Raw genomic sequence first — 16,782 nt, forward strand, 5'->3', positions numbered from 1 at the left:
GTGGCTCCGACCGGGATCAGTGATTCCGGTAGACCGCAGGCCGCTTCTCGAGAAATGACAGCACCGCCTCGCGATGGTCCCTGGTCATCGCCGCCAGGATCTGCGTCCGGTTCTCCAGGTCCATCGCCGCACGCAGACTCGGGACCTCGAGGTTCGACCACATCACCTCTTTGGTCATCCACACCCCGAACGGGCTGTTGCGTGCGATGTCCTCCGCGACATCGATGGCCTCGTCGACGATCCGCTCGGCCGGAACCACTCTCGAGACGAGTCCCACACGCTCGCATTCGGCGGCATCCACGGGCCGTCCGGTGAGCATGATCTCCGCGGCCCGGGCGAATCCGATCATCCTGGGGAGCAGCCAGCTGACGCCGATGTCGCAACTCGACTGCCCGCGGTTGATGAACGAGGCGTGCATGGACGCGGTCTCGGACATGATCCGGACGTCGGCCATCAGCGCCAATGCCATCCCTCCGCCCGCGGCGGCGCCGTTGATCGCGGCGATCACCGGCGGCCGCGCCCCACGGAAGGCCTCCACGAGCGCGGCGATGTGCTGCTGCACGCGCATTCCGGCCTGAGCCCGTCCCTCACCCTCCTGAGCGCCGGGGGGTGCACCGTAACCGCGCAGATCGATTCCCGCACAGAAGGCCCGGCCACTCCCGGTGACCACGATCGCGCGGGTCTCGGAGTCGTGACGCACGTCTGCCAGCACGTCATGCAGCGACTCGACGAGCTGAGCATTCATCGCGTTCAACGCATCCGGCCGGTCGAGCCGGATGAGCAGCACGCCCGGGCGCGGCCTCTCGGTCACGATGACATCCGGCATGCGGCCTCACACTCCTCGCGGTCATCGCCCCCCGATCTCTCGGCGGGCGCCTCCAATTGAGGCTAATGTCTTTAGATTAATTACTCAAGATCGAAGACATCCAGGCACTTTCGAGAGGAGCACGCCGTGAACGGACTCGACGGAAAGGTGGCCGTGGTGACCGGTGCGGCCAGCGGGATCGGCGCGGCGACAGCCGCCCTGCTGGCCGCCCGAGGCGCCCGCGTGGTGGTGACCGACATCGACGACGACCGCGCGATGGCCGTCGCCGCGTCACTCGGCGACCGTGCGGTCCACCTACACGCGGACGTGACCCGCGAAGACGATGTCGCCGCAGCGGTCGGCGCGGCGGTCACCCACTTCGGCCGCCTGGACGCGATGATCAACAACGCCGGCCGGGTCGGTAACTGGACGTACGTCGCCGACACGTCCGCCGAGGACTGGGATTCGGCGTTCGCCGTGCTCGCTCGCAGCGCCTTCTTCGGCACCAAGCACGCCTCGCGCGTCATGCGCGACCAGGGGTCCGGGACGATCGTCAACGTCTCGTCGGTGGCCGGCGTGCGTACAGGGTTCGGCCCCCACCCCTACGGTGCCGCGAAAGCCGCGGTCCTGGCGCTGACCCGCAGTGCCGCGCGCGAACTCGCCGAGTTCGGCATCCGCGTCAATGCGGTGACCCCGGGCGGGGTCGCCACCCGGATCGTGGGCAGTGGTGCGGGACTGGACGGTGACGACCTGGACGCGAGCGTCGAGACCGTGCGCCGGGGGCTGGCCTCGTTCCAACCCGTCCCCCGGGCGGGCGAGGGAGAGGACATCGCCGGCGCCATCGGCTATCTCGTCTCCGACGACGCTTCCTTCGTCACGGGCCAGAACATGATCGTCGACGGCGGCCTCACCCTGGGCAAGGCGTGGCCGCGGAACTACCGCGCGGAGGCCGACGCCGCCGCCCGACGTGAGTAGGTCGGGCGCTCAGACGCCCACGGGCCCGCCGAGCCACACTCCGACCTCCTCGCCGGAGACGTGCCCACCGCCCTCCCCGACCAGGAAGGACACTGTCGCGGCGATGGACTCGGCGGGAATCCGCGGCCAGTGCGCGGCCAGGTTCGCCGCCGCGTTCTCGCCGCCCGAGGCGATGATGTCGGTCTCGACGAACCCCGGCATCACGGCATTCACGGTGATGCCGCGACGGGCGACCTCCTGCGCCATCGACCGGGTCATACCCACGAGCCCGGCCTTCGCCGCCGAATAGGCACTCATCCCCGGCGACGGCCGGCGGCCGCCGGATGGACTGCTCAGGAAGACGATCCGCCCCCATCCGGCGTCGTACATGCCCGGCAGGGCGGCGTGCGCGCAGTAGAACGCACCGCTGAGATTGACGCCGATGACCCGATCCCACTCGTGGGGGTGCTGTGTGCGCGCCGACCCCGCGAGATTCATCCCCGCATTGTTGACCAGCACGGTCGGCGGACCGAGCACCCGCGTCGCTTCGGTGATCAAGGTCTCCGCCTGCACGGCGTCCGAGACGTCTGCGCGGACGGCTACGGCGCGTCCACCGGCCGCGACGATCTCACTCACCACCGTCCGGGCCGCCGACTCGCCGGAGGCATAGTTCACCGCGACCGCATGCCCTTCTGCCGCGAGCCGGCGCGAGATCGCGGCGCCGATCCCCCGCCCGCCACCCGTGACGACCGCAACGCGCTCCGCGCCGCCCACGGTCCTCACCTGACCTTCGGATAGGTCAGCGGAACGTCTGAATACGTCTCCCGGAGCTGCTTTTTCGAGATCTTCCCGCTGGGCATCCGCGGCAGACCGCCATCGACGAAGACCACGTACCGTGGCACCTTGTAGTCCGCGAGGTTCCGGTTGCAGAACTCGACGATGTCGGTCTCGGTGAGACCCTCGACCTTCGTGACCACGGCCGCGGGTGTCTCCCCGAACTTGTCGTCGGGAACGCTGATCACCGCGACCTCCTCGACTCCGGGGATCCGGTTGATCACCTGCTCGATCTCCACCGGCGAGATGTTCAGACCGCCGGAGATGATCATGTCCTTCAGGCGGTCCACGAAGGTCAGATAACCGTTCTCGTCGAGCGTGCCGAGGTCGCCGGTGTGCAGCCAGCCGTCGATCAGAGCGGCGCGGGTGGCGTCCTCGTTGCGCCAGTACCCCGGCATCATTCCTGGACCTCGTAACAGGATCTGTCCGACAGTGTCCGGGGCGCAGTCGTTCCCGGCGGCGTCGACGACGCGGATCTTGGTGAAGATACCGCCGAAGCCGCACTTGTCGGGATGATCGGCCGCCTCGGCCCGGGGCATGGCTGTCGCCGATCCGCCGATCTCGGTCTGACCGTAGATCTGCCGCAGCTGCACACCGCGGTCCAGCCAGACACCCACCAGCGCGGACGGCACACGCGCACCGCCGACATGCGCGGTGGTCAGGTGACCGAGGTCGGCCTCCGCGAAGCCCGCCACGCGGGCGATCTGCTCGAAGAGGATCGGCGGGCCGGTCAGAGTCGTTGCGCGGCTGTCGATCAGCACCCGCAGCGCGGACTCCGGATCGAATCCGGGTTGCAGGAGCAAGGTCCCGCCGTGCAACACCGTGCGTGAGATCCCCCAGATGATGCCGGCGGCGGTGAACAGCGGAAGGACCAGCAGGGGGCGCAGGCCGTTCTGCTGGATCGGCTCCATCAGCGACCACTCGTGCATCTCACCGGCGATCGTCGCGTGCGTGAACACGACCCCCTTCGGCTTACCCGTTGTCCCGCTGGTGAACACGATCGCCGTGGGATCGGACAGCTCGACCACCGGACTGCGATACGCCGGATGCGCCACGCCGCGCAGCGGTCGGACGTCGGACTCGAACTCGGCGATCACGAAGGTGCCGCGCGCCCGGCGTACCTCCTCGACGCGTTCGCGCAGATCGGCATCGCAGTACACGACCGTGGGTTCGCAGTCCTCGACGAGGACCGCCAGTTCACCCGCCAGCATTCGCTGGTTGAACGGTGCCGAGATCGCGCCCACCTTCATGGCGCCCAGCGCGGCGACGCACCATTCCAGGGAATTCACACCGACGTAGCTGACCCGGTCGCCCACGCCGACGCCGCGGGACCGCAGGTCGTGGGCGACTCCGTCGGCCCAGGCGTCGAGCTCGCCGTAGGTCACGACATCGCCGGCGAAGTCGATCGCGGCCTGATCCGGCACCGTTGCGGCCCAGTATCCGAGTGCGTCGACGACGGTTCCGCTCATGTACAGCCTCCTGTTGGGTGTGGATGCCGCCGACTCGGTCAGGCGCGCAGGGCGATACCGGGCCCCACCGGTCGGGGTGTCCCGGATCACACCGATTAATCTAAAAGTATTCGGTTATGTTGGCAACCCCGCTCCGCTGTCGGCGCCGGACCACCTCGACGTTGATCCCCGTGAGATGCGATTGGTTGCTGAGGGGGTCGTAACCGGCCGCGCCGGTCGGCGCGAGTTGGTTGACGTTCACCCCCGGATGGCGCCGTGCCACATTCAGGCCACGGGCCCGACCCTGGCCCCAGCCATGTGTCATCGCCACCACGCCGTCGCGCAGGGTGTCGTCCCCGACCACCACGGCCGGCACGGCGCCATGGCGACTACGTACGGTGACGTCGTCGCCGTCCACGAGATCGCGCCGCCGCATGTCATCGGGATTCATCCACACCGGATTGTCCTGATGGACACCCTGTTTCAGAACCGAGATATTGTGCAACCAGCTGTTCACCATGAAGTGGGTGCGCCGGGTGATCAGCTTGAGCTGGTCGTCCGGCTCGGCCACGAGACCCTCCAGCACCCGTTCGGCGTCGTCGAACGACCGACGGAACAGATCGGGACAGCAGTCGATCAGACCATCGTCGTGCTGCACCGCGATGTCGAAGACGTCGCTGGGCACCGCCTCGGGGAGCACCTCGGTCTGACACGGCTTCGTCTTGAGCGTCTCGACCGTCAGGTCCGCTTCTCGCAGTACGGCGTCGACCGCGGCGAGGGGGCCGTCTTCCGGGTCGTCGAGCAGACTCGGTGTACCCATCTCCTGCTGGATACGCGAGAGAATCCACCAGTCATCGCGGCGTTCGCCCACCGGTTCCACGACGGCAGGGGTGTACTGGACGTAGGGCTCCATCGCCACGCCCATCGTGTTCAGGAAGTTGATGTCTTCACGCTCCAGCCAGTCCGTCGCCGGGAGAATGTAGTCCCCGATCTCACCGGTGACGGTGCGATACAGGTCCACGGTGACGATAAGGTCCAGCGACTCGAGAGCGCGACGCAACCGGTCTCCGCCGCCGATCGACAGCAGTGGATTGCCGGACACCACGATCAGGGCGCGGATCGGGTCGTCGGCCTGCTCGATGAAGTCGGGCAGCATGGCGGCGGGGAGATCGCCTCCGACGGTGCGGATCTCCCCGAATGGACCGTCAAAGAACGGATCCGCACGCCGTCGCCGGGAGTTCTGTACGACATCGGCGACACCTCGCGAGTAGATGTTGCCGCCACGGCGTCCGAGGTTGCCGGAGAACAGACTCACCATGGTGAGCATCCAGTAGGCCAGGGTCCCCAGCCTGCCCTGGTTGACCCCGGTCGCCATGTAGATGCTCGCACTCGGTGCGGCGCAGAACTCGTCGGCGACCCGGGCGATGGTCGCCGCCGAGATCCCCGTGACCCCGGCCACCCGCTCCACCGGATAGCGCGAGACGAATGCGAGCAGTTCCTCGATCCCCCGGGCGTGGCGTTCGACGGCGGCGCGGTCGAATCCGATCCGGAACACGATCTCGTGCAGAAGCCCGGCCAGGAAGTAGAAGTCGGTGTCCGGGGTGATCAGCAGCACGTCACCGGTCTCCGGCGTCGACGACTCGATGCGGCGGGGATTGACGAACAGAACCGTCCCGCCGCGCCGGGCGATCGCGCGCAGTTTGGCCATCGGATCCGAGATGTGGATCAACGTCATGTGGGAGACCTGGGGGTTGCTTCCCAGACACAGGAAGTAGTGGGTGTGCAGCAGGTCCGGTATCGGGTGCGCCATCGACGCACCGTAGACGGCCTCGCTCGCCGCGTACTTCGCGGACGTGTCCTGAGTCCCGGCGCTGAACCTCATCCGCGTGTCGAATCCCCGCGCGATCCTCGCCGCATTCGCATAGTAGAGACCGTTGAACGCGGACGGGTTGCCCTGGTACACCGCCAATGCGTTGCGGCCGTGCTTGTCTCGGATCTCACCGAGCCGGCCGGCGATGTCGCGCACCGCCTCGTCCCAGGACACCCGCACGAAGTCACCGGCCCGGCGGCCGCCGGTGCCGACGCGTCGCAGCGGGTGGTCGACCCGATCCGGGTCGGAGTGGACGTCCAGGTAGTGGGGTCCCTTGTGACAGGAGAAGCCACGGTGGACGGGGTGGTCCGGGTCCGGACGCAGCCCCACGACACGACCCGAGTCGACCGTGGCCAGCAGCCCGCACCCGGGTTCGCAGATGCGGCAGAAGGTGTGGACCTGCCGGGCCGGCGCACTCATCCCGAGATGCCGGACACACGAGCCGACCGGGCGATGTCTGCGGCCGTGTCGGCATCGACGACCTTCACCCGTGGCCTCCCGGCAGCGCGCCCCTCGTGTCGTTCCCACCTGTCGATGGCCCGCCAGTCGGCCCCGCTCATCGCCTGCGGGCAACGCTCACGAACGAGTGCCGCCAGATCCCCACCGCTGCCGGCGGGTTCGGGCAACAGTCCGACGCGGAGATCATCGAGCAGAGACCCCACGGTCTCGACCGCGCACCACCGGTTGGTACCGATCACCCCGGTCGCCCCGCGCTTGATCCAGCCGGCGACGTACCGACCTCGCGACGGCGAACCGGTCGCCGGATCGACGACACGACCTTCGACGTTCACGACAGTCGACGACACCGGATCGAAGGGCAGGCCGTCGATCGGGAGTCCGCGGTAGCCGACCGCGCGCAGCACCAGACCGCAGTCGATCTCGGTACGCCGCCCGGACCCGGTGTGGCTCGTGACCAGACCTCGCACCCGGTCGGTTCCGATGACCTCCTGCGGGGTGGCCTCGAACCGCAACACGATCCGCTTGTTCCCGGGTACCGGAACACGCCGCGAATACTCTTCCAGGAGACGCAGTTTGGCGGTTTCCTCCGGGCCGGCCGACACCGGCGGGTCGACGATCACATCGACCCCGGGCAAGGAACCCAGTGCCATCAGTTCGGGGGTGGTGCAGGCTGCGTGCTCGGCCCCGCGCCGACCGAGCACCACCACTTCCCTGATCTCACTGCCGGCCAGCACGGTCAGCGCGTGATCGGCGATGTCGGTGCGCCGCAGTGCCTCCACATCCGATACGAGTATCCGCGCCACGTCCAGCGCGACGTTGCCGTTGCCGACGACGACGGCACGCTCCCCCGACAGGTCGAAGAATCGATCGACGTGCTCGGGATGACCGTTGTACCAGGCGACGAACTCACGGGCGGAGTGGCTGCCCGGCAGGTCCTCACCCGCGATCCCCAGCCGCCGGTCCCCCGAGGCACCCGAGGCGTGGATGACCGCATGGTGGTGGGCCGACACCTCGTCGAGCGTCACGTCACGGCCGACCTCGACACCCAGATGGAAGGTGAACCCGTCGCGCCTCGCGGTGCGCCCGAACACGCGATCCACGGTCTTCGTGTGCCAGTGATCGGGGGCGACCCCGAACCGGACCAGCCCGCCTGCCACCGGCAGCCGCTCGAACATCGTGACCTCGGCGTCGATGTCCCGTCGGGCCAGCAGTTCCTCGGCGGCGTAGAACGCCGACGGACCCGACCCCACGATCGCGACCCGCACCCGCGGCGGATCGTGGGTCACCCCGGCGGTCGCGATCGACGCCGGGAGCGGCTGGACGTGAGCCCCGGCGGGTGCCTCACGGGGATTCCGCCGGAAGTAGTCGGCGTTGAGGTCGAGATAGCGATCCACGTCCGGCGCCGTCGAATCGCCCGGCACGATCGCGTCGACCGGGCAGACGTCGGCGCAGGCGCCGCAGTCGATGCATGTTCCCGGGTCGATGTAGAGCATCTCGGTCCGCGAGTACTCGCGTTCGGCGGGCGTCGGGTGAATGCAGTCGACCGGGCACACGGCGACACATGTCGCGTCGTTGCAACAATTCTGCGTGACCACATAGGGCATCAGCGCTTCTCCTCGCTCATCAGGGTGACCGTCACCGGTATGCCGTTGAAGACCGGTGACGAGGTCGGCACGTCGAGATGCCCGGTGTCGGTCACCAGTGCGTTGTAGTTGGCGCCCGGGGCCGCCGCCGCACGCGAGGTCCGCAGGCCCGGGCCGTCGTGACCCCAGCCGTGCGGCATGCTCACCACGCCCGGACGCATCGCATCGTCGACGCGGATCTCCGCCACCACGGTGCTCGTCGGCGACGTCACCGCGACGAGATCCCCGTCGACGACCCCGAGTTCGACGGCGTCACGCGGGCTCGTCAGCAACGCGCACTGTCCGTCGTCGGTCTGCGGGAGCGCATTGTGCAACCACGAGTTCATGCCCCGTCGCTGCCGGCGGTTGATGAGCACCAGCCCACGGGGCGCCATCGACGCCGCCCGGAGGCGCGGCAGGTCGGCGGTGATCAGCTCGGGCATCAGGTCGATCCGACCGCTCGGGGTGCGTAACACCCCCGGGAGCCGTGACTGCAGCGGACCGAAATCTATTCCGTCCGGATTCGATTCCAGGAGAGCGAGAGTCAACCCGTCGCCATCATCGTCGAAGCGATCACCATACGGCCCGCTGCGCAGACGCAGGTCGAGGAGTCGCTGAGGTCCGCTACGTCCGGCGACCGCCGACTCGACGATGCCGGGGTCGCGTCCGGACAGCTTCGCGGCTCGACGAACCGCCACTGCCGCAACCGCGTCGTCCATCTCCGCCACGGTCCGGTCCGGGGTCCCCTGTGCGATCGCGGCCAGTCGGAGCATGATCTGCCATTCCCCGAGTTCGCCGTCGCCGAGTTCGAGCAGGGGCGGGGTGTAGCGGGCGACGTTTCGGATCTGGAAGTGTGACAACGTCACATCGTGGTGTCCGCGGGTCATCAGCGGTGGCGGTGGCAGGATGACGTCGGCATGCCGGGTGGTCTCGTTGAGGTAGCAGTCCACCGACACCATGAACTCGAGTGATTCGAGAGCGGTCTCGACCACACCGCTGTTCGGCAGCGAACGCGCGGGGTTGCCCGCGATGGTGATCAGTGCCCGTGTCCGTCCCGGCCCGGGGGTCAGGATCTCCTCGGCGAAACACACTGCGGGCAACTCGCCCAATGCTTCCGGCAGCCCCCGTACGCGCGACCGCCACCGGTCGAACATGAGCGTGGGCGGACGGGTCACCGGCCATGTGTTCGGCCCGCCAGCGGCCGGCAGCGAGAACATCGCGCCGCCCGGCCGGTCCAGGTTTCCGGTGACGACCGTGAGCACCTCCACGAGCCAGTTCGCCAGTGTGCCGAACTCCTGCATGCAGGTGCCGATCCGCGAATGCGCCACGGCTGCCGGAGCCGTCGCGAATCCCCGGGCGACCGCACGGATGGTCTCGGCATCGATTCCGCATGCGCCCGCCACCGATTCCGGTGAGAACTCCCGGGCCATCGCCAGCGCCTCGTCCACCCCGTCGACGACGTCGGGAATCCGCTCCGGCCTGGCCGGCCCCTCCTCGGCGATCACCGCCAGGACCGCCAGCAGGAAGAGTGCATCGGTGCCCGGGAGAATCGGTACGTGCACGTCGGCCATCTCCGCCGTCCGGGTGCGCACCGGGTCGACGACCACCAGGGTTCCGCCCCGTTTCCGCAAGGCACGCAATCTCTCGTCCATCCCCGGTGCGGTGACCGTACTCCCGTTGGACACCAGCGGATTCGAGCCGAGGATCAACAGGTGGTCGGTGCGGTCGATGTCGGGCAGACTCAGTCCGAGGCCGGTGCCGTACAGAAGCATGTGAGCGAGGTTCTTCGGCCAGGTGTCGACGCTCGCCGGCGAGTAGACGTTGCGGGTCCCGACGGCCGCGATCAGTTCACCGAGATAGAACGTGGCGTCGAGATGATGGGCCGCGGGGTTGCCGTGGTAGATGGCGCAACTGCCCGGGTCGGCGGCCACGAATTCCGGTAACCGACGGCCGATCTCGGCGAAGGCCTCCGCCCAGTCCACCGGCCGGAAGTCCCCGGACGGCGTGCGCAGGAGCGGGGTGCGGATGCGGTCCGGGTCGTTCTCGATCCGTCCCAGCCCGAGTCCTTTCGCGCAGCTGTGTCCGGCGCTGAGTGCGTCGTCCGGGTTGGGCGCCACCGACGTCACACTACGACCGGTGAGCTCGACGACAAGACCGCACGTCGACTCGCACAGCGGACAGATCCGTTGCCCGACGGTCATCGTCGGCTGCGCGTCGCCGGTCATGCGCCCAGCTCCGGGCCCACGGGCACGATCGCGATGGGAACGGCGGACAGCGTCGGCATGGCGTTGATCGACTGCACCCCACCGAGCGTCCCGGTCAGGTCGTTGACGTTCACTCCGGCGGCATCCTCGTCCACCCCGCCGAAGCAATGGGTCATCGAGACGGCGCCCGGCGCGAGGGTGTGGTCGGCGCGTGCGGTGGCACGCACCGAACCGGACGCCGATCGCAGGAGGATCTGCGCGCCGTCGGCCACCCCCAGCCGCTCGAGGTCGTCGGGATGGATGCGTGCCGGATTTCCTCCGCCCGGGACGAGTCCGGGAACCCGGATCCCGGTGGAATTGACGGCTTCCCGTATCCGACGTACCACCAGCCGGAGCGGGAACTCGGACGTGCACGACGACGGGTCCAGCGCATCGTCGAGTTCCGCGCGGACGTCGTCCGGCAGCAGCTCGAGGTGCCGGCCGGCTCCCTCCGGGGTCGGCGGACCGACCACGGTGCCACTGTCACCGACCAGACGACCGTGATCGGCGGCCACCAGTTCCTCGAACGGGAGTCGTCCTCGTTCGGCCATCATCGCCAGCAGGTCTGCGGATGTGGGCGGAGACGTCGGGTCGAGGATGCGTCCGGCGAACTTGAAGGGTTGTCCGCTCGCGGTGGCGAGGTCGAAGAAGAACCGCCAGTCGTCGACGACCCCGGCCGGCGGTATGACGGCCGGTGACGTGAACTGCGCGAAGCGGCGCGGGAAGAAGGGCTCCATGATCGCGGTGTGGTCGGCGCGCTCGTACATCGTGGTGGGGGCGATGACGTGGTCCGCGAGGCGGGCGGTGTCCGACATGTAGGGGTCGATGCACACGAGCAGGTCGAGGGAACGCAACGCGCGCAACGCCTTTGCGCGATCCGGCAGTGCCGCCGCCGGATTTCCGCCCGAGACGATCAGGGCCCGAACACGATCCGGACCCGGTTCCAGGATCTCGTCGGCCAGGATCCCGGAGGGCAACTCGCCGCGGATCGCGCGGACACCGCCGATGCGGCTGCGGAAGCCCCGCTCGTACGCCCTGGCGGGTGCCGCGACCTCCGCCCGGGCGGGCAGGTGCCGGGTCAGCACCGCACGATCGTCCGCCGGCTCTCCTTCGCGGAGATACCGTCCGCACACCACGTTCAGGGCGGCGACGAGATGCTCCGCGATATTCGAGTGCGGACCCATACACAGTCCGGTCCCGCTGGTGGCCATTCCCCGGCTCCCCCGTCCGAAGGCGCGTGCGGCGGCGCGCGCCGCCTCGGCCGGGACATCGCAGACCCGTTCCACGACTTCCGGAGTGACTCTGTCGACCGCTTCCCGGAGCGCGGGTAGACCTGCGGCGTGACGGCCGCAGAAGTCCGGATCATGCAGGCCCTCGGCCAGGATCACGTGGAGGAGCCCGGCGAGCAGCACCGCGTCCGTGCCGGGTCGAGGCGCGAGGTGGATGTCGGCGAGGGCGGCGGTCTCCGAGCGTCGCGGGTCCACGACGATGAGGGTCAGTCCGCGCTCACGCGCTCGCCGCAGGGTGGTCGCCGGGTTCTGCACGACCGCGCCGTCCCCGTCACCGCCGTTGCCGGACACGACGGGGTTGGTGCCGATCAGCAGCCACACATCGGCGTCGGCGAACCGCTGACGGCCGCCGAGGTAGGTACCCATCCGCTCGGCCACAACCCATTTGGCGGACTGGTCGATGGTCATGGTGGAGAACAACTTGTGCGAACCGGTACCGCGGAACCACGCGCGGGCCGACGGCGGGGTGAGGGCGGCGAAGTTCTGTTGCGTCCCGCAGAACAGCGCCACCGCGTCGGGCCCGTGCTCGTCGACGATCCGCCGGAGACGTGTGGCGATGTCGGCGACAGCTCGGGACACCGCGATCGGCTCGTGCCGCCCGCCGGCGGTACGCCGCATCGACGTGGTCAACCGGCCGGGACCATGGGTGAGATCCGCCGCGCGCCGGCCCTTCGGGCAGGTGTACCCGCCGGAGATCGGATGCTGCGCATCCCCCAGCACGTCCCGGATCCGCCCGTCCTCGATGTCGAGCAGAACCCCGCACGACGAGGCACAGAGCCGGCAGTACGACGTGCGGCGCACCGTGTCGGATCGCGCGGTCAACGCACGTCCGCCGTCGTCTGGGCGGGCCGGGCATCGACGGACGCCCCTCGCATGCGCGTGCCCTCCCGCACGTTCAGCACACCGAGGGTGACGACGGCCAAGGCGGTCGGCATCGCCATGGCCAGGAAGATCGTGCGGGCGTCCAGCCCGGCGGCGATGAGTGCCGCACCGACCGTCGGTCCGATGATCGATCCCACCCGGCCGACTCCCATGGCCCAGCCGATGCCCGTCGAGCGCGCGGCCACCGGATAGATCGACGCCGCGATCGCGATGATGCCGGCCGAACTGCCCGAGATCCCGAACCCGACGACGCAGATGGCGATCAGCAGCAGTGCGGCGTTCCCGAGCACCATCGCGACGACGCCGATGAACACCGCCCCCAGCGTGTAGCCCGCCATCACCACCACGTAGGCGGCCCGTGTGCCGCCCGACCGCCGCGCGGCCGCCACCCGGTCGGTGATCCACCCGGCGGACAGCGCACCCGCCATGCCACCGAGATTGAACAGCGCGGCGGCGGTGATCGCCGTACTCGAGCTCTGTCCGGCCTCGCTGAACAGCGACGGCATCCAGCCGAACAGGAAGTAGATGACGAGGAAGTTGACCACGAACACGACCCACAGGAGCACGGTGTCGAGCCCCCTGCCGGCGGTGAACAGTTCGCGCACCGGCGAGCCGGCGACGACCTGGGTGTCCTGGGTGAAGCGCACCGGAGCGCTCAGGTCCGTCCGCGGGTCGATCGCGGAGACGATTCGGGCCACCCTGTCGTGATCGCCGCGCGCTGCGAGGAACTTGCCGGACTCGGGGAGCCACGCCCATGCACCGAGGACCGCGATGAGCGGCAGGACGCCGCCGGCGACGAAGATCGACTGCCATCCGAAGGCCGGGATCAGCTGAGCGGCGCCCAGACCGCCGACGAAGCCGCCGAGGGACATCCCGGCGACGACGATCGTCACCATCGTGGCGCGGACGCGAGCCGGGCTGTACTCGCTCGTCAGGGCGATGAGGTTCGGGGTGACACCGCCGAGACCGACCCCGGCCAGGATGCGCAGGACGATGAGCACCCCCATCGACGTGGCGAGTGCCGAGGCCAGGGTGAACACCGAGAAGATCACCGTGCAGACGAGGATCACCCGCCGGCGCCCCCACCTGTCGGCCACCGGGCCGAACACCAGGCTGCCCACGACCATTGCGGCACTGCTCAGTGCCAGCAGCAACCCGAAGGACGCCTTGGAGAGCTCCCAGTCGTCGGAGAGCGCCGGTATCGCGAACCCGATCAGCTGGGCGTCCATGCCGTCGAGTACCGCGAGGACGAGGCACATCGCGAAGGCCCGCTTCTGCAGACCGGACACCGGAGCGGTGTCGATGAGGTGGGAGATGTTGACATCGCGCGCAGAACCCATGACGGGTGTCCTCTCGAGAAAGGGGCCGGATCAGGCGGGAGTCGCGGTGCCCTCGACGACGAGGGCGTCGGTGGGAGGTTCCGGGAACCGGGCGCGCAACGACGGCTTCGCGAGCTTGCCCGAGAACGTTCGCGGCAGCGGTTCATTGAGGGCAACAGCATGTTTCGGTCGCTTGAACTTCGCCAGACTCTCCCCGGCCACATCGGCGATGTCGGCCACGATCTCGGCCGCGGGGCGCTCGGAGTGGAACACCACCATCGGGACCTCGCCCCACTTGTCGTCCCGGACGCCGATCACCGCCAGGTCCACGAGGCCCTCGATGCCGTGCAGCGCGTTCTCGATCTCGGCGGGGTAGACGTTCAGGCCACCCGAGATCAGCATGTCCTTGCTGCGATCGACGATCCGGAGAAAGCCTGCCTCGTCCTTCATCCCGAGATCCCCGGTGCGCAACCAGCCGTCGGCCAGGGTCGCCGCGGTCGCCTCCGGCTTGTTCCAGTACTCGCGAAGCACATGCTCACCGCGCACGAGGATCTCCCCCACCTCACCGACCGGAGCCTCCTCGTGGGGTTCGCCGATGCGCACGGCGGTACCGACCAGCGGCAAGCCCGCAAAGCCGGGTCGCGTGACCGCATCTCGGTACTCCAGCGTCGACACCATGCCGGACGCCTCGGTCAATCCGTAGCACTGCGTCAACGGAATGCCCTGTGCGCGATAGAAATCGAGTAGGTCGAGACTGACCGGCGCGCCGCCGGTCCCGGCGAAGGTGAACGTCGCGAGCGAGCGAGAGCCGAAGTCCGGCAACGTCGTCATCCGTTCCCAGATCACCGGCACGGTGGTGGTCGCGGTGATCTGCTCGCGTTCGAGGACATCCAGCGCGATCTCGGGATCGTATTCCCGCAGCAGGACCATCGTCGCCCCGGGGACGACGACCAGCTGCATGAAGATGGACAGCACCGAGCCGGTGTACACCAGCGGCGCCGAGCAGAGCACCCGGTCGCGTGCGGAGAAGCCGAAGGTGATCGTCTGCGAGATGCCCGGCGTCATCGCGTTGCGATGGGTGATGAGCGCACCCTTCTGCACTCCGGTGGTCCCCGAGGTGTAACAGATGAACGCCGGGTCGTCGGGGTCGATGGCGACGACCGGCGCCGGGCCGGCATCCAGGAGCGTGTCGTATGCCGGGAACGCGCCGCCCTCGATCGAGTACGTCTCGAAGTCGAGCTGCCCGCGGGCGACATCGAGCAAAGGAGCGAACGCGTCCTCGACGACGATCACCCGGGGCGCTGCGTCGACCACCATGGGAGCAAGTTCCCGTCCGGTGAGGCGGAAGTTCAGCGGTGCGCACACGGCGCCGAGCTTGAGGGTCGCGAGGATCAGGTGCGCGAGCTCGGGCCGGTTCAGCATCATGACCGACACCCGGTCCCCCTTGCCGACCCCGCGGGCAGCGAGACCCCGGGCGAGCGCATCGGTGATCGCGTCGACCTCCGCCCAGGTCTGCCTGCTGTCCCCGAACACGATCGCTTCCTGCTCGGGACGCGTTCTTCCCCAGAAGCGGGTCAGGTCCGAGAGATTCATTCGCACTCCTTCGTCGACGTCGATCCCCCGACCGGCGCAGGGGGTGTGATCCCCCTCACTCAAAGTGGATTTAAACTAACAGCTTTAGATGTTTCGCGCAATGCGTCACGCCGATCGATCCAGGCATCCCGGCTTCGTGTATCGAACACGACAACGACACCCGCACAACTGATTTCGTACAGGTGTCGGAGTCGGGACGAGTCAGCCGGAGTGGGCCCGCCCACCGGCCGCAGGGACGCGCGGATCCGCCGCGACAGCGATCTGGGCGTCGTCGTATCCGGCCACCGTCCGCAACACCTCGGAGGTGTCGGCGCCGACGTCCGGCGGAAGTGGCGGAGCGAACTCCTCTCCTGCGACACGTACCGGACTGACGACGAACTCCAGATCGCCGACGCCGTCATGGGCCACCCGATAGGTGTTTCCCCTCGCACGGAAATGCGGATCCACCAGCATGTCCCCGATGCTGTTGACCGGTCCGCCGGCGATCTCGTGCTCGAGGAACATCGCGATCCACTCCGCCCGCGTCCGCTGCGCGAAGATCTCGGTCAGCGCCCGCCAGACCATGTCGGCGCGCGCCGGCGCCCCGTCATCGGTGGAGGTCAGGTCGACATCGATCAGGTCCTCGCGGTCGACGGCTCGTAGGAAGTTCTGCCAGAACTTCTCGACATGCGACCCGAACAGGACGGCTTCGCCGTCACGGGTCCGATATGCCTCGAGCCGTGGCCAGTCGGGCAGCCTCCCATCCGGCAGCCAGGTCGGGCGCGGGACCGACCGGCTCGTGTTGAGCTCGGCGTCCGCCAGATCCGGCATCCACGCGGCCGCCACATCGATCCCGGCCACCTCCACGCGGCAGCCGACACCCGTGGCACGGGCCTTGAGCAATGCGGCGAGCAGGCCCATCGCACCGTAGGCACCGAGGGCGTACATCGCGATGGGCGGCGCGGTCGATCCGGCCATGCCGGCCACCGGTGGCTCGGCCGGGGTGCGCACCTCCCGCAATCCCGCATAGGCATCGAAGACCGGGCCGCCGGTGCCCAGTGTCCGGTAGGGGCCGTCGCCACCCATCCCGGAGACCGTGCACAGCACGATCGCCGGATTCACCTCTCGCAGCGAGTCATATCCGACCCCCAGCCAGTCGAGATAACCGCCACGCATCCCCTCGACGACCGCGTCGCACTCGCGCGCAAGGTCCAGGAAGGCCTGTCTCCCCGCGGGACTGCGCAGGTCGACGGCCACCGACTTCTTCCCACGATTCCAGCGCAGATGCATGAAGGCGGGCCCGTCCGGGGACCCGACCGCCCTTGCGCCGCCGACGCGGACCGGATCGCCGAGCGGACCGGCCTCGACCTTGATCACCTCGGCACCCAGGTCGGCGAGATGACCACCCACCGACGAGGGCGCCAGCTGGGCCACCTCGAGTACCCGGATCCCATCGAGGAGGGAATACCCACTCATTCTCGACCT

11 protein-coding genes are annotated in these 16,782 nt (G+C 68.8%); 1 reads left to right on the top strand and 10 read right to left on the bottom strand.

What is annotated here, in order from left to right; translation table 11 throughout:
- Positions 1–16 precede the first annotated feature (16 nt).
- Complete coding sequence (locus tag CA982_RS17995) at positions 17–826, bottom strand: enoyl-CoA hydratase/isomerase family protein (protein ID WP_086536637.1); 810 nt, start codon at positions 824–826, stop codon at positions 17–19.
- Positions 827–952: 126 nt separating this feature from the next.
- Here CA982_RS17995 and CA982_RS18000 point away from each other — a divergent pair, with 126 nt between their 5' ends.
- Complete coding sequence (locus CA982_RS18000) at positions 953–1,780, top strand: glucose 1-dehydrogenase (protein WP_086536638.1); 828 nt, start codon at positions 953–955, stop codon at positions 1,778–1,780.
- Positions 1,781–1,789: 9 nt separating this feature from the next.
- Here CA982_RS18000 and CA982_RS18005 read toward each other — a convergent pair whose 3' ends face one another.
- The 9 genes from CA982_RS18005 to CA982_RS18045 form a co-directional block, all read right to left on the bottom strand.
- Complete coding sequence (locus CA982_RS18005; protein WP_086536639.1) at positions 1,790–2,533, bottom strand: SDR family oxidoreductase; 744 nt, start codon at positions 2,531–2,533, stop codon at positions 1,790–1,792.
- Between the two features lie 5 nt (positions 2,534–2,538).
- Positions 2,539–4,062: a class I adenylate-forming enzyme family protein gene (locus tag CA982_RS18010; protein WP_086536640.1), complete on the bottom strand. Its 1,524-nt coding sequence runs from the start codon at positions 4,060–4,062 to the stop codon at positions 2,539–2,541.
- 100 nt (positions 4,063–4,162) lie between these two features.
- Complete coding sequence (locus CA982_RS18015) at positions 4,163–6,331, bottom strand: molybdopterin-containing oxidoreductase family protein (RefSeq protein ID WP_086536641.1); 2,169 nt, start codon at positions 6,329–6,331, stop codon at positions 4,163–4,165.
- The gene (locus CA982_RS18020; protein ID WP_086536642.1) at positions 6,328–7,974 is read right to left on the bottom strand and encodes an FAD-dependent oxidoreductase; all 1,647 of its coding nucleotides are present in this window, start codon (positions 7,972–7,974) and stop codon (positions 6,328–6,330) included. Before CA982_RS18020 ends, CA982_RS18015 begins: the two co-directional genes overlap by 4 nt.
- Positions 7,974–10,217: a molybdopterin-dependent oxidoreductase gene (locus CA982_RS18025; RefSeq protein ID WP_244176351.1), complete on the bottom strand. Its 2,244-nt coding sequence runs from the start codon at positions 10,215–10,217 to the stop codon at positions 7,974–7,976. Before CA982_RS18025 ends, CA982_RS18020 begins: the two co-directional genes overlap by 1 nt.
- Entirely contained in the window at positions 10,214–12,346 is a 2,133-nt protein-coding gene (locus CA982_RS18030) for a molybdopterin-containing oxidoreductase family protein (RefSeq protein ID WP_208617989.1), read from the bottom strand. The genes CA982_RS18025 and CA982_RS18030 overlap by 4 nt, the downstream gene beginning before the upstream one ends.
- Positions 12,343–13,746 carry an MFS transporter gene (locus CA982_RS18035; protein WP_086536643.1) on the bottom strand — a complete coding sequence of 468 codons (1,404 nt, stop codon included), beginning with the start codon at positions 13,744–13,746 and terminating at the stop codon, positions 12,343–12,345. Before CA982_RS18035 ends, CA982_RS18030 begins: the two co-directional genes overlap by 4 nt.
- 30 nt (positions 13,747–13,776) lie before the next feature.
- On the bottom strand, positions 13,777–15,318 hold the full coding sequence (locus tag CA982_RS18040; protein ID WP_086536644.1) for a class I adenylate-forming enzyme family protein: 1,542 nt from the start codon (positions 15,316–15,318) through the stop codon (positions 13,777–13,779).
- A gap of 201 nt (positions 15,319–15,519) precedes the next feature.
- Positions 15,520–16,773, bottom strand: a complete 1,254-nt coding sequence (locus CA982_RS18045) for a CaiB/BaiF CoA transferase family protein (RefSeq protein WP_086536645.1) — start codon at positions 16,771–16,773, stop codon at positions 15,520–15,522.
- Positions 16,774–16,782: the final 9 nt, after the last annotated feature.

The sequence above is a fragment of the Gordonia lacunae genome, assembly GCF_002149015.1.
Lineage (GTDB): Bacteria > Actinomycetota > Actinomycetes > Mycobacteriales > Mycobacteriaceae > Gordonia > Gordonia lacunae.